The 14148-nt window shown below is 65.6% G+C and carries 14 protein-coding genes; 6 read left to right on the forward strand and 8 right to left on the reverse strand.

Annotated elements, in window-relative coordinates; genetic code table 11:
* Positions 1 to 85: 85 nt before the first annotated feature.
* Entirely contained in the window at positions 86 to 535 is a 450-nt protein-coding gene (locus K3U93_RS00535) for a nitroreductase family deazaflavin-dependent oxidoreductase (RefSeq protein ID WP_083009126.1), read from the forward strand.
* Between the two features lie 153 nt (positions 536 to 688).
* Here K3U93_RS00535 and K3U93_RS00540 read toward each other — a convergent pair whose 3' ends face one another.
* Positions 689 to 1399: a TetR/AcrR family transcriptional regulator gene (locus K3U93_RS00540; RefSeq protein ID WP_083008791.1), complete on the reverse strand. Its 711-nt coding sequence runs from the start codon at positions 1397 to 1399 to the stop codon at positions 689 to 691.
* 33 nt (positions 1400 to 1432) lie between these two features.
* On the opposite strand from K3U93_RS00540, the gene K3U93_RS00545 reads away from it, so the two are divergent.
* Positions 1433 to 3130 carry an FAD-dependent monooxygenase gene (locus K3U93_RS00545; RefSeq protein ID WP_176219862.1) on the forward strand — a complete coding sequence of 566 codons (1698 nt, stop codon included), beginning with the start codon at positions 1433 to 1435 and terminating at the stop codon, positions 3128 to 3130.
* Between the two features lie 17 nt (positions 3131 to 3147).
* Here the strand turns inward: K3U93_RS00545 and K3U93_RS00550 are convergent, their stop codons facing one another.
* From K3U93_RS00550 to K3U93_RS00580, 7 genes are all read right to left on the reverse strand, one after another.
* On the reverse strand, positions 3148 to 3528 hold the full coding sequence (locus tag K3U93_RS00550) for a hypothetical protein (protein ID WP_230981548.1): 381 nt from the start codon (positions 3526 to 3528) through the stop codon (positions 3148 to 3150).
* A gap of 212 nt (positions 3529 to 3740) precedes the next feature.
* Positions 3741 to 4133, reverse strand: coding sequence for a PIN domain-containing protein (locus K3U93_RS00555; RefSeq protein ID WP_083008796.1), 393 nt, complete (start codon positions 4131 to 4133; stop codon positions 3741 to 3743).
* Positions 4130 to 4351, reverse strand: coding sequence for a ribbon-helix-helix domain-containing protein (locus K3U93_RS00560; protein ID WP_083008799.1), 222 nt, complete (start codon positions 4349 to 4351; stop codon positions 4130 to 4132). Before K3U93_RS00560 ends, K3U93_RS00555 begins: the two co-directional genes overlap by 4 nt.
* An 82-nt stretch (positions 4352 to 4433) precedes the next feature.
* Complete coding sequence (locus K3U93_RS00565; RefSeq protein WP_083008801.1) at positions 4434 to 5777, reverse strand: aromatic ring-hydroxylating oxygenase subunit alpha; 1344 nt, start codon at positions 5775 to 5777, stop codon at positions 4434 to 4436.
* A gap of 11 nt (positions 5778 to 5788) precedes the next feature.
* Complete coding sequence (locus K3U93_RS00570; RefSeq protein ID WP_083008804.1) at positions 5789 to 7561, reverse strand: N-acyl-D-amino-acid deacylase family protein; 1773 nt, start codon at positions 7559 to 7561, stop codon at positions 5789 to 5791.
* A 179-nt stretch (positions 7562 to 7740) separates the two neighbouring features.
* The gene (locus K3U93_RS00575) at positions 7741 to 8889 is read right to left on the reverse strand and encodes a phosphotransferase (protein WP_083008807.1); all 1149 of its coding nucleotides are present in this window, start codon (positions 8887 to 8889) and stop codon (positions 7741 to 7743) included.
* 22 nt (positions 8890 to 8911) lie between these two features.
* On the reverse strand, positions 8912 to 9289 hold the full coding sequence (locus K3U93_RS00580) for an STAS domain-containing protein (RefSeq protein ID WP_083009128.1): 378 nt from the start codon (positions 9287 to 9289) through the stop codon (positions 8912 to 8914).
* Between the two features lie 293 nt (positions 9290 to 9582).
* Between K3U93_RS00580 and K3U93_RS00585 the strand changes: the two genes are divergently transcribed.
* The 4 genes from K3U93_RS00585 (at position 9583) to K3U93_RS00600 (ending at position 14127) form a co-directional block, all read left to right on the forward strand.
* Positions 9583 to 10692 carry a catalase family peroxidase gene (locus tag K3U93_RS00585; protein WP_230981549.1) on the forward strand — a complete coding sequence of 370 codons (1110 nt, stop codon included), beginning with the start codon at positions 9583 to 9585 and terminating at the stop codon, positions 10690 to 10692.
* Positions 10689 to 11282, forward strand: a complete 594-nt coding sequence (locus K3U93_RS00590; protein ID WP_083008812.1) for a cytochrome b — start codon at positions 10689 to 10691, stop codon at positions 11280 to 11282. The genes K3U93_RS00585 and K3U93_RS00590 overlap by 4 nt, the downstream gene beginning before the upstream one ends.
* 178 nt (positions 11283 to 11460) lie before the next feature.
* The gene (locus K3U93_RS00595) at positions 11461 to 12354 is read left to right on the forward strand and encodes a fructose bisphosphate aldolase (protein WP_083009130.1); all 894 of its coding nucleotides are present in this window, start codon (positions 11461 to 11463) and stop codon (positions 12352 to 12354) included.
* Between the two features lie 561 nt (positions 12355 to 12915).
* Positions 12916 to 14127 (forward strand): sodium-dependent bicarbonate transport family permease, encoded by a 1212-nt coding sequence (locus K3U93_RS00600; protein ID WP_083008815.1) that lies wholly within the window; start codon positions 12916 to 12918, stop codon positions 14125 to 14127.
* The last annotated feature ends 21 nt before the right edge of the window (positions 14128 to 14148 follow it).

Genomic DNA, 14148 nt, shown 5'->3' on the forward strand with positions numbered 1-14148 from the left:
ATCACCTCATGTCAGGCGCCTTGACATATATCAGCTAGGTTGATACTAATGGGGACGGATTCGCCAACGAGTGACCGGGGACAAGATGTCTGATCCCAGACCGCCAGCCTGGCTCAAACCGATGAACAAGCTCATGATGGCCGTGCAAAAGCTCGGTATCGTCACCGGACCGGTACGGGTGTTGACCGTGTCCGGTCGCAAATCGGGGGAGCCACGCAGCACGCCGGCGACACCCTTCGCGCTGGACGACGGCCTCTACGTCGTCGGTGGATATCCCCGCGCCGACTGGGTGCTCAACGCCCGCGCCGCCGGCACGGGAACCGTCACACGGGGCCGAAAGTCTGAGCGTGTCAGTTTCGTCGAGCTCACCGCGGAGCAAGCGCGCCCGGTGCTGCGTGCGTTCCCTGGCAAAGTGCCGCGGGGCGTTGGCTTCTTTAAACGCTCGGGGCTGGTGCAGCAAGGAACCGCCGACGAGTTCGAGGCCCTCGCGGGTCGATGCGCGGTGTTCCGCCTCGACACCGTTTCGACAGCCTGACTCCAAGTCCGGGTCAAACTAATTGCGGCTCAGGCATTTTCACCCTCGTCATGCTCATCAGCCTGATCGCCCGGAGCCGGTGACCCCGAGGCTGGCGCGCAGCTTGCCCAGCCAGGACCGGTTGCGGTGGTTGTCAGGCACTTTCAATAACGCCTACGACAATGGCATCGTCGCGCCACGGTGACCTTTTCTGGCGGCCGCTGCCGCAAGGCCGGCGTCCGAGCGATGGGAGACCGCATCGATCAGCGGCAGATACACGTTGTCGAGCATGTCGGCCACGGTCTGTTGGTCGACGGGTTTGCGCGTGAAGAACAGCTCGTTTCGTAACAGCACGGCGATGGTTGTCGCCGCACGGTCGGGGATGTCTGAGGGGCCGATCTCACCGCGGTCGCGCGCCCGGGACAGCGCGCGATAGATCGTTTGGTTGGCCAACTGCGTCAGCTGCGCGTCGAGCGTGTCGAGGAGTTCGTCATCCGCGTCGGCAATAAGGCGGCGGTATGTGTCGACACCGATGCTGTAAAACCGGTCCAGCGCCTCACTGAGCAGCGCCGACAGGTCGTCACGCAGCGATCGCGCATCTGTCGGGGCTGAAGCCTGCCATCGCAAAGCGGGTAGCGCATCGACAACCATGTGCGCGCGGGAACGGTACCGCCGGTAGAGCACGGGTTTGCTCGTCTTGGCCCGTCGAGCGACGCCTTCAAAGGTGACACCGGAATAGCCGCGTTCGGCGAGCTCGGCCCTGATTGCCTCGCGGATCGCTGATAGCAGGACGTCGTCGCGGCGCCGGACGACGACATCGCAGGACGATCGGCTTTTCCGATTAGACACGTTGCGTATCTTACAACGGCGATGTACGGTTGCCATCAAGAAACGGCTCGTATCTTAAGGGGTGCTGACGTGAACCAAACGGATGTGTTGATCGTCGGCGCCGGCCCCGTCGGATTGATGCTCGCCTGCGAGCTGCGCCGCCGCGACGTCGCCTGCCGCATCATCGACAAGTACGCGGAGTTCCCGTGGACCTCGCGAGCCAACGGTGTGCAGCCACGGGCGGCGGAAGTCCTCGACAGTCTCGGGATCGCGGACAAGATCGTCGCGGAAAGCTATCGCGCGAAGGGGTTTCGCATCATGCGGGCCGGAACCGAGGTCGGTCGCATCGAGCCGAACGTCGTTGCGAATCCCGATGATCCGGCCGATCAGCCGTATCACGGGATGGTGTTCGCCAATCAGGCCGTGGTCGAAAAGGCCCTGCGGGACAAGCTCGCCGAGCTTGGCGGCCAGGTGGAACTACGGCGGGAGCTGCGCGGTCTGACGGAAAATCCCGATGGCATCGTCGCAGACATCGCCGACCTGGCCTCGGAAAAAGTCGAACGGGTGCACGCCAAATGGCTCGTCGGTTGCGACGGCGGCCACAGCGCCGTGCGCACCCTGCTGCAGCTGCCCTTCACCGGCAAGGACTATCCCGACCAATTCGTCCAAGCTGACGTCCATCTCGACGGCGACCTGCCGGAAGGCCTGATGACGTTGTGGCTCAACGACGAAGGGCTGATGGCGGCCATCCCGTTTCGTGAACCGGGCTTGTGGCGGATCGCCGCGCAAGTCTTTCCCGATGCCGACGGCAACGTCCCACACGCCTCGGTCGAGCTGTTTCAGCGCCTGCTGGCCGAACGCGCCGGCGACACCACCACCAAGATCCTTGAGCCCGTGTGGCTTTCGAATTTCGTCGTGCACCATCGCATCGTCGACCACTATCGGAAGGGACATGCGTTCCTCGCCGGCGACGCCGCCCACGTGCACAGCCCGATCGGTGGGCAGGGCATGAACACCGGGATACAGGACGCCTACAACCTCGGCTGGAAGCTGGCTCTGGTCATCAACGGGGCGCCCGAGACACTGCTGGACACATACGAAGCCGAGCGGTTGCCCGTCGGGCGCAAGGTGCTGCAACAAACCGACGTCAACCACCGGTTGCGCGTCTCCGGCTCCGTGCTCGCCGACGTTTTGATGGATCGCGTTGTCTTTCCGCTGCTGCGGGTTCCCGCGATTCTCGATGTGGTCGGCGACTTCGTCCTGAAAAGGGGCTCACAGCTCGACGTGAACTATCGCGCATCCGCACTGTCGGAACACGTCGGCGGTCTCCGCAAGGGCGTCACGGCGGGCGATCGCGCCCCGGACGGTCAACTGCTGGATCCCTCGGGCCGGCCGGCCTCGCTGTTCGCCCACTTCCGCACGCCCGACTTCCGCCTGCTGATTTTTCAGGGACGCCGGCACGCGGCCGACGCAAAAGCCTTGGCAGCCATCGGGCACCGGGTGCATACGACGACCGACGGGCTGGTGCTTCCCCTGGTGATCACCACCGACAACGCGGCCGCCGCCGGCGACGATGTCATCGTGCTGAACGACCCGAAGCGGCGCACCCATGCCTGCTACGGCGCAAGCGCTCCCAGCCTGTACCTGATACGACCCGACGGGTATGTCGGCTTCCGTTGCCACACGGGCGATGAAGCCGAACTCCTCGAGTATCTACGGCGCCACTTTGGCCCCGCGGGCCTCACGGCCCCGACGCAGGCCGGAGAACTGGACGCGCGCTTCCCGTAACCACCCGCGCCGCGCTTTCACAGCGGCGTGGCCTGCTGGGCCAGGTTCAACAAGACGTAGGCAACGCAGATAAGGAAATTCAGCACGACGAGGACCAAGCCCGCAAACATCAGCGAGCGGGTGCCTCGGCGCTTGAGGCGCTTGAACCGCGCGCCGCGCGCCTCACGGTTCAGCTGGATCGCGATCAGCGCGAAATTGACGTCCGTTACCTCGTCGTCCGCGACGGGCACGCCCGCCACCATCTGCCGCAGGCGCTCCGGAGCGGTGTGGACACCGACCTGCGCGAAGCACCGGCACAGCCGTCGCGCCCGCCTTTGGCCCAGCGCCTGACATCGCATCTGCACCTGATGCAAGAGTTGCCGTCGTTCGTCACCCCACGGGTTCGACGGGGTCGTCACAAGCCGGAATTCTAGTTCGCTTCGGGCCGCTTTCGGGAGGTCTGAGCCAATTACGTCGACAGCTTTTGATCCGGCCTGTTGTCGCTCATCCGCTTCGCTTCCGTAGATCGAGATAGCGTTCGAGAGTGCTACGCCACGCTGGGCCTGGCTTCGCGTGTGCGACTCGCGCCAGAGGCGGCACGTCATACCTGAGCCGCCCTGTGCTCGGCAGGCTAGGGTCTCAGCTCAACAAATCCGGCTGCGCTGAAATCTTCATCGAACGCATAGGCATCGCGAAGCTTCTTCTTGCGCATCAGCGCGAAACTCGTGGCGTCGACGAACGAATACTCCCGCTCGTCATGCCGGGCAAGCCATTCCCACGCTTCTTCCTCCAGCTCGGCCGTAATGTGTTCGAGCCGGACGTGACTGCTGTAGCGAATGGCCGCGGCAGTCACCGCGACCCGATGACCGCAGCGCCGGTTGAGCAGTGTCCACGTTTCGCCCAGGACATGGTTCGAGGTCACGACGAAGGGCGGTTTGGCGGCCCAGAGCCTCTCGGCAGCCGTGTGGTGGGCGTCTGTGGCATTGCCGAGTGCAGCCCAGAAGGATGTGTCAACGAAGATCATTCACGTGGTCCGTAGACCACGTCATCGACGGACGTGGACAAGTCGACTCCCCCGTCGAACGATCCGATGAAGGCATCGATCGGATCTGGTTCACGCGCGCCAAGACGATCAGCTACGTACGCCCTGATGAGCGCGGCCTTCGATTTGCGCTGCCGGCGAGCTTCGATGCCAAGCGCGTGATCCAGGTCTTCCTCTATGTAGATCTGCAGCCGCTTCATATGGCATTTATACGCCGTTGGCGAAGGTGATGTATACATCACCTTCGCCGTGTGGTTCCACCGACAAGTTGGCTGAGGTGCCCTACACGGCGTTGCCGCCGGTCATCCGCCCCGCTTCGGGCAGATCGAGATAGCGCTCGAGGTTGCGATGCATGTTGATCACGCGCCGTTCCTCGCCGGAGAGCACCAGGTGCGTGAAGCCGGGCTGGTGCAAGCCGCGCTGCAGGCCCGCGAGCAGCCCGATGTCCTGGGTGAGCACTACGCCCGGTTCGGCTTCGCCGGCGGTCGTGCGCACGTCCGTCGGCTTGTTACGGGCTGCACCCGGCGCCATGCGCGTCATCAAGAAAATGACCATCTCGCCGCGATCGGGATCCGGGCCGGGCCGCGAACACATGACGGTCAGGTGGTCGGCGTTGGCCAGAAACGTCATGTTCGGGAACACGTTGTACTGATGCAGCCGGGTGATCCGGTCCGTGTCCGCCCACTCGAGGTCCACCCCGCGGCTGGCCGCGAATGCCCGCGTGCGGTCCGCGATCACATCCTGGACCGTTTGTCCGGGCCGTCGCTCGCCGGCGGGGAACGGCGTGCCTTCGGCCGCACCCATGAGCGCGCCCTGCGTGTAGACGTATGCGTCCCAGACCTCTTCGTCGCTCAGCGCGCCCTCAAAGCGTGGGCTCTGCACGCCATACGGCTGATCGGACTTGCCCGTGTGACCCCAGATCTGTTGTGGCGCATGGATGTCGTCGACGCAGCGCAGCAGCTCGGGATGCAGCGTCTGGATGTGGTAGGTTTCGCTGTAGCCATCGGCGATCGTCTTCCAGTTGGCGTCGACCTCGACGGTGAGCGTGGCATAGCAGCGGAAGTCGCCCAGACGGCACCAGGCGATGTCGTCGGGCACCGCCTCCAGGTACTCGATCAACGGCATCGCGTCGACGTCGAGATTGACGAAAACGAGCCCCTCCCAGCTGTCGACCCGGGCCGGCACCAGCGGAAAGTCGGACAGTCGCAGCGAGCCGAAGCCCTTGCGGTTGGGCACCCGTTTGAGCGTGCCGGCCAGGTCCCAGGTCCAGCCGTGATAGCCGCACTTGAGCTCGCGCAGTCCCGAACCCGAGCCCACGCACAGTGAGTTGCCGCGATGGCGACAGGCGTTCTGGAACGCGCGCAACGCGCCGTCGTCACCGCGGACGATCAGCACCCCGTACGGTCCGCAGCGGTACTCGAAATAGTCGCCCGGCTCGGCGACGTGGTCGACCATGCACGCGAGCTGCCACACCTTCGGCCACATCCGTTCGACCTCGAGCGCAGCGAACGCGGGGGAGTAGTAGCGCTCGGCCGGCACCAGGGTCGGGCACTCGGGCGGCGTGCCGATCGCGTCCTCCAGGACGTGCGAGCGGGTGCGGGCCGGGTTGCCGACGGGCCGATTCATCGGTGGAACCCTCAGCGCGCGCCCCGCACCAGCCGGCCGGGTCGGGCCCCGGTGTCGACGTCGTCGCGCCGGGTCACCGTTCCGCTGACGATGGTCGCCTTGTATCCGCTCGCGCGCTGCAAGATCCGGCGCCCTCCGGCCGGCAGGTCGAACGCCATCGCCGCGGGGTGCAGCCTCAGCGCGTCCATGTCGATCACGTTGAGGTCGGCCTTCTTGCCGGGCTCGATGGTGCCGCGGTCGGTGAGCCCGAACAGGTGGGCGGTATCGCGAGACTGCTTGCGGATCACGTATTCCAGCGGCAGCTTCTCGCCCCGGCAACGATCCCGCGCCCAATGCGTCAGCAGGAACGTGGGATACGAAGCGTCACAGATCATCCCGCAGTGCGCGCCGCCATCGGAGAGCCCCAGCACGCCGGCGGGGTGCAGCAGCATCTCCCTGATCGCGTCGCAGTTGCCACCGGCGTAGTTGAAGAGCGGCACCATCAGCATGGCGGTCGCGTCCGACTCGAGCATGAGGTCGTAGAGGGTCGACAACGGATCCTCGCCCCGCTGCTTGGCGATCGCGGCGACGGTGCGGTCCGGCGTGGGCTCGTAGTCGGGCGGATCGCCGAGCGCGTAGAGACGGTCCAACGAGTGCTGCACGAAGGCGAACATGCCGTCGAACAGCAGCGTCGGGTCGACGGGCAGATCGTCCTCGGACAGGATCGCGGCCTTCACGGCCGGATCGGCCAGGCGCCGCGCGATCTCCTCGCGGCCGCATTCGGCCTTGAGCCTGCGATAGGTGGGCCGATGGCTGAAGGCATGGTGGCCCTGGAATCCGATCATCATGCCGAACGGGCGCGCCGCGATCTGTGGGTGTAGTCGACTGCCTGCCTCATGGGCGGCGGCGGAGAGGTCCAATTGCGCGCGCCAGAGGTTCGGATCGGCGTCCACCTGAATGAGGGCGAACGACAGCGGCCGGTCGATTTCGCCGCCCAGCCGCCGCATCCAGTCCAGCTCCTTCTTGGGGCCGACGATGTCCTCGCCCGCGGCGCCCTGCGGGGCCAGTTCGAACACCGCCTGACCGCCGGCGGCCATGGCGCGGCCAAGCCCGAACAGTTCTTCCTCGGCGGCGAACGTCCCGGGCACGGGTTCGCCGTCCATGGCCCGGTGGGCCAGCGTGCGCGACGTGGAAAACCCGAGCGCGCCGGCTTCGATCGCCTCGGTGACCAGCCGGCCCATCGCCGCAATGTCGTCGGCCGTGGCCGGCTCGTTGCGGGCGCCCCGCTCCCCCATCGCGTACGCGCGGACGGCGCCGTGGGCCACTTGGCTGCCGACGTCGATCGCGAACTTCTGCTTGCCGATCGCGTCGAGGTATTCGGGGTAGCTCTCCCAGCCCCAGGTGATGCCCTCCGTCAGCGCGGTGCCGGGGATGTCCTCGACACCCTCCATCAGCCTGATCAGCCATTCCTCGGTGCCGGGTCGCACCGGGGCGAAGCCGACACCGCAGTTGCCGGTGACCACCGTCGTGACCCCGTGACCGCTCGACGGCTCGAGCAGGCTGTCCCAGCTCACCTGGCCGTCGTAGTGGGTGTGGATGTCGACGAAGCCGGGGGCCACCACATGCCCTGTCGCATCGATGGTTTCGGCGGCCTCGGCCATCTCCAAGCCACCCATCTCCGGGCCGTTGGCACCCCGGCGGACGACGTCGACGATCTTGCCGTCCTTGACGCCGATGTCGGCGCGATAGCGCTCCGCGCCCGTGCCGTCGACGACGGTGCCACCGGTGATCTTCAGGTCGAACACGCGACTCTCCTCTCGTCGCCATGGGCCGCTGACGCGAGACGCACAGCATTTCGCTACGCGACGTAGCGTAACTCCTGACGATATTCCTGCCGATAGATCGAGTCAATGAACCTTCTGCAGGTTCGCGGTCTGCCACCGCGGGCCGGCTCTTAGCGGCCGCGAAGACGTGCATGACCCGGCTACATCGAATCTTTCAGTGCCACAATGGTTTCCAGGTCGTCGAGCGCTTCGACACCGCGCCGAAGGCCTTCCACGGCGATGTCTTCGACCTGCATTCCCCCCATCCCGGCGGTGATCAGGGGCGCGACATATCCGTACAGCGCGCCCTGCCGGTACCGCAGCCACAGTTCGTCGCGATCCAGCTCGGGTCCGCCGGCCGCCGCGAGCGCGCGTCGGTAGTCGTCGAGTAGGTCGCGTTGAGTCGCCCGGCGGTCTTCCGGCGTCAGACTCGTGATCAGGGTGTAGGCCAGTTCGCGGGAGGGGTGCCCGCGCCGCACCGCCTGCCAGTCGAGAAGTCCCGCCTTGCCGCCGCAGAAGTACATGTTGCCGGGATGGGCGTCGCCGTGCATGACGGTATGTGGGGGAGCGTCGATCAGCGCGGCGACGGTGCGGTAGTTGTCGGCGATGAAGCGGCCCTTCTCGACGGGGATGCCGGCCGGCGTGGTCGTGCGCCCGGCAAGGCGCTTCATGGAGGCGTGCATGAGCGGACCGGTCAACAACGAGGTGACGTCGCTCGATGGCGTGTAGAGCCATGCCAACGGGCCACGGCCGTCGCGGGGCAGGCGGTTCCAGAAGGCGGCGTGCAGGTCGGCCAGCAGTTCGACGACGAGGCTGGCCTGGTCGGGGGAAAGCGGGTGCAAGGTGTCGGGAAATTCGCACGACTCGGCGGGAAGGTCTTCCAGGACCAATAGATAGCGGCCCGTCCAGGCGTCGAATGCCGCGCCGTAGGCATCCGGGACGCCGGTGAGTTGCGGCGCGAGTTGACTGTAGAAGCGCACCTCGGTGTGTCCGAGCCGGCCGAGTTCACCCATCAAACGGGTGGCGGCGGTCTTTGCGGCGATCTTGACGAACACCGACTCGGGTACGTTTTTTCCGGTCAACGCCAACCGGGCCCGTGTCGATGTCCCCGCGTGGCCGTCAAGGACGCGGACGGATCCGACGTGGGTCCCCATGACCCTGGACAGGACCGCGGCGTCGATGTCTTCGACGGTGCGGGGCAACCCCACCCGGCCTCCGAGCGCGGCGTCGGCAGTCACCCGACCGACGCCGCGACCCAGATGGGCGGCCAGGCCGACGACTGAGAATACTTGTCTGACAACACTTTTCATCAAATATCCGTCCCGCCAAGCTTCACCCATCGGCAATACCGCTCAGCGCGCTGTCAAGCGTGCTGTGAAGCGAGAGCACGCTGTCTATTCCCATGAGTTTGATCGGCCTACTGGTGGCCGCGCCGTTCGCGACGACGGCGAACCGAGTAGGCGGCACGACCTCGGCCTGCGCGGTAACCAGGACGGTCATCCCCGCCGAGGCGAGAAAAGCCACCTTCGACAGATCAACGATCAGCGCCGCGGGCCGGGCGGCCAGCGCGGTGTGGATCGCCTCGGCCAGCCGCGGCGCACTGAGCATGTCCACTTCACCCGAGACGGTGACCACGACCGCCCGATCTATCCGGTGTGTTCCCACTTCGAAAGCCATCGGATCGACCGAGTCGCCGGATTGTTCGGCCATGCTCATCACCCACATTCGTCCCGCGTGGGACACCGCTGGCTCTGACGGCCACTGTTAGCCGGGGGCGAAACACGCTTCACGAGGAGAACCCCACTTTGCCGATTCTGCTCCGCTAGGCGGAAGCGCAGCCGCACGTGTTTAGTCGATGGTAAGCCACGCGGAAAGCGGCGGTCTCGGGCGACGGCGCGGCGCCGCCGGCGAATCCGGCCGAACCAATTCCGGCGCCGCGACGTAGTCCGAGTGTGTGCGAGGGTCACCGAAAGAGCCCGAAAGAGCCGGAAAGGACGGTGGGCATGGAGCCCGGTGACCGTGACGCCGAGCGTCTCCACCGCCTCGCGCTGACTCGGCGGAGCGCATTGCTGGGGATGGGCGCGGTAGCCGGCTTCGCCGCGGCGGACGTGACCGGGTTTGCCTATGCCGGCGGCTGGCTGCGGCCCGGCGCGCCGGCCCCGCTTCTTCCCTCAAGGTTCGCCGATCGCTTCGAACACGTCTACGGCCGCCATGACGGGTTTCGGCGGAATCATGCCAAAGGCCTCAGCGCCACAGGGTTTTTCGCGAGCAGCGGGGCGGGCGCTGCGATCTGCCGGGCGGCGGTCTTCCAGCCGGGCACCGTCCCGCTGGTCGGTCGGTTTTCGCTGGGCGGCGGTCTGCCGGATCAGGCCGACAAGCCCGACACCGTCCGCGGCCTGGGCCTGCTGTTCCAGGCGCCCCACGGCCAGCAGTGGCGCACCGCGATGATCAACCTTCCCGTTTTCACCGACAGCACCCCGCAAGGGTTTTACGAGCGGTTGCTTGCGTCCAAACCGCTGCCCGAAACGGGCAAGCCCGACCCGAAGAAGATGGCCGCATTCCTCGATCGCCATCCCGAGACCGTCGCGGCGATGAAAATCATCAAGCAGTCGCCGCCCAGCGCGGGATTCGCGGACAGCACGTTCTACGGGCTGAACGCTTTTTGGTTCACTAACAGCGCTGGCGCCACTGTTCCGGTGCGTTGGTCCGCAGTGCCGCAGGATGCCGGGGGCCAGGACGCCCCGGGGCCGTCGCCCGGCAAGGACTATCTTTTCGACGACCTCATTCGCACGCTGGCGCGCCGGCCGCTCCAGTGGCGACTCGTTCTCAGGATCGGCGAGCCGGGCGATCCGACCAACGACGCCACCAAACCGTGGCCGCGGTCGCGGCGGTCCGTCGACGCCGGCACCATCACCATCACCGCCGTGCAGACCGAGGAAGCCGGCAACGCGCGCGACATCAACTTCGACCCACTGGTGCTGCCAGACGGCATCACCGCCTCCGATGACCCCTTGCCCGCGTCCAGATCGGCCGTTTACGCGCGTTCCTTCACCCGCCGCGCCGAGGAACCCAAGTCGCTCAGCGAGGTCAACGTGGCCCGGGTGCTCTCATGACGGGCGAGCCAACCGAAACCACCACCGCCCCAGGATGTTTCGCGCTCACTTCGCGGATTCTGCACTGGCTGATGGCGCCGATGGTCATCGCGCAGCTGCTCGTCGGCGTGGCCATGATCGCTTCCTTGGGCTACTACCCGCTGCTGTTGGCCATCCATCGCCCGTTGGGGGTGGTGATCCTGGCCTTCGCGGTGCTGCGCCTGGTGAACCGGCTGACCCAGCGGCTCCCACCCTTCCCGGCCACCATGAGTCGCGTCGAACGCCGCATCGCGTCGTGGTCGGAGTACTTGCTTTACGCCTTGCTGCTCGTCCAGCCCCTGACCGGGTGGGCCATGCTGTCGGCGGCCCGATTCCCGATCATCCTGGGAGGGCCACTTCGTCTGCCCGGCATCGCGCCGCACGACATCGACGTTTATGCGGTGCTCCGACAGGCCCACAGTGTCTTCGCCTTCTTGCTTTTCCTGACGTTCACCGCCCATGTCTGCGCCGTGCTATTCCACACGCTGGTCTTGCGCGACCGGCTGCTTGATCGCATGGCACCGTGGCCCACCAAACCCGCGGCGCCGCAACATGACCAAACCAAGGTGTGACGCGTTGGGATCGTCGGCGCCCCGACAGCTACCAGGCTGCCGCGTTGAAGGTCGCGGTGGACGCGATCAGCTAACCGACGACCTGCCTGCTCGCGCCGTGATCGGCCGAATATGATCGGCACCGTTCGAACTTGACGGTGCGTCGCCACGACAGCGCCATGAGGGAGTGGAGAATTCCATGGCGAACCAGAAGCAAGCGGACCGGATGACCTCCGGCAAGGGATTCGTCGCAGCGCTCGACCAGAGCGGTGGCTCGACGCCAAAGGCGCTGCGCCTGTACGGCATCGAAGACAACGCGTATTCCTCCGAGAAGGAGATGTTCGACCTCATTCACCAGATGCGTTCGCGGATCATCACCTCGCCGGTGTTCACCGGCGATCGGGTGCTGGCGGCGATCCTGTTCGAGCAGACCATGGACCGCGAGATCGCGGGCAAGCCGTCGACCACCTACCTATGGGAGACCAAGGGCGTCGTGCCCATCCTCAAAATCGACAAGGGGCTGGCCGAGGCGTCCGACGACGTGCAGCTGATGAAGCCGATGCCGGGGCTGGACGAGCTGCTGGAACGGGCCGTCGGCAAGGGTGTGTTCGGCACCAAGGAACGCTCGGTGATCGGCGGCGCCAACCGCGAGGGCATCGCCGCGGTGGTCGCCCAGCAGTTCGAGGTGGCCCGGCAGGTGCTGTCGCACGGGCTGGTACCCATCCTCGAACCCGAGGTCACCATCTCCATCCCGGACAAAGCACAGGCCGAGGACATCCTGCGCGACGAGATCACCAAACAACTCGACACCGTGCCCGACGGGCAGCGAGTGATGCTCAAGCTCAGCCTGCCCAGCGAGGTCAACCACTACCGCGACTTTGTCGAGCACCAGAAGGTGATGCGGGTACTCGCGCTGTCCGGCGGCTACTCCCGTGCGGAGGCCAACAAGCTGCTGGCGGAGAACACTGGGGTAATCGCCAGCTTCAGCCGCGCCCTGACCGAGGGCCTTTCGGCCGGCCAGTCCGACGAGCAATTCAACGCCATCCTGGATGAGGCGATCCAGTCGATCTACGACGCCTCAGTCGCCGGCTGAGCCGGCGCGGGCCCGGCCGATCGAGCCGGACGAACGGTGCTAATGGCTTCTACCCCTGGGTTATCTCGGTTTGAGTGTCGCATGACGTGCCGAGAATGACCGGGAGCGGTATTATGTAGAGTCGGCTGTGAACCTGCAAAGCGATGAGGCTCGCTCAATGCACTAGGGGCTCAGTTGATCGAGCCGGACCAATGGTGCTAATGGCTTCTACCCCTGGTGATCCGCGCGTCGGGAGGTAGGAGCTGCAATGGCCGCTGGGGTACCTGGACGGATATGCCCGGCGGTTTCCCGACCGTGATGGCGCCGGTCGATTCCGGGATCGTGGCCGAGGCCGCGGCATGTCAGGCTGGGAGCGGCTCTCGGTTCAACCGCGGCGAACGTTGCGCCGACGCGGTCCTCGGCCGGTTTCGAGTCAATGGTCGTCCAGCAATTCGATACCCACACCTGCAGCGTGGATTCCACGGTGATCGCGGGGACCAAGAGCACATCGCGGTAGCGACCGTCACGCGATAGTCCTTTCCGGCCCCGAAAATCTCCTGCATCCCTTCAAGGAGTGGATCAATGCTGCTCGAATTCTGGCAGAACTTCACCCATAACCTGTTCAAACCGCTGTTGCTGTTCTTCTACCTAGGATTCTTGATCCCAATCCTCAAGGTGCGCTTCGAGTTTCCGTATGTGATCTACCAGGGGCTGACCATGTATTTGCTGCTGGCCATCGGGTGGCACGGCGGCGAAGAACTCGCGGAGATCAGCCCGGCGAACATCGGCGGCATCGTCGGATTCATCGTGGTGGGCTTCGTCTTGAACTTCCTGATCGGCACCCTCGCCTACTTCCTGCTCGACCACATGACGACGATGCGGCGCATCGACCGGGCGACGGTGGCGGGCTATTACGGCTCGGACTCGGCAGGAACCTTCGCCACCTGCGTGGGCGTCCTGACCGGCCTCGGCATGGCCTTCAACGCCTACATGCCGGTCATGTTGGCCGTCATGGAGATTCCCGGTTGCTTGGTCGCGCTCTACTTGGTAGGGCGGCTGCGGCGCAAGGGTATGGACGCGAACGGCCTGATGCCGGATGAGCCCGGCTACAGCCCGGGGGCCGGACCCGGTGCGGCCGTCCTGCCCAGCCGCGAACAAGACCTCGACGCTGAAAGTATTGAACGCGGACACGAGGCTGAACGCCGGATGGAGATCGCGCTGGAAAAGCGTGACGATTCCCGCTCGGACGCGCCGGGTCGTCGAAAAAAGGCGCCGCCCATCATTTCCCGCGAGCTCCTGGGCGAAGTCTTCCTCAATCCCGGGCTTGCCCTGCTCATCGGCGGCATCGTCGTCGGCCTCATCAGTGGGCTGCAAGGTGCGAAGGTCGTCCACGACGACGACACGTTCTTTGTGTCGGCGTTTCAGGGCGCACTGTGCCTGTTCCTTCTCGAGATGGGTATCACGGCCGCCAGCAAGCTAAGGGACCTCAGATCGGCGGGCCTCGGCCTCATCCTCTTCGGTCTGGTGATGCCGAATCTTTTTGCCACGATTGGGATTAGCGTCGCCCACGGCTACTCCTACCTCACCCACACCCAATTCAAGCCGGGAACGTACATCCTGTTCGCGGTGCTGTGCGCGGCGGCGTCCTACATCGCCGTCCCGGCGGTGCAGCGACTGGCGATCTCCGAAGCCAGTCCAACGTTGCCTCTGGCCGCCTCGCTAGGTTTGACGTTTTCCTACAACGTCACCATCGGGATACCGGTCTACATCGAAATCGCCAGCCTCTTCACGTGATTGAGCGTGCGGGGCCGAAAC

Source organism: Mycobacterium malmoense, from assembly GCF_019645855.1.
Taxonomy (GTDB): domain Bacteria; phylum Actinomycetota; class Actinomycetes; order Mycobacteriales; family Mycobacteriaceae; genus Mycobacterium; species Mycobacterium malmoense.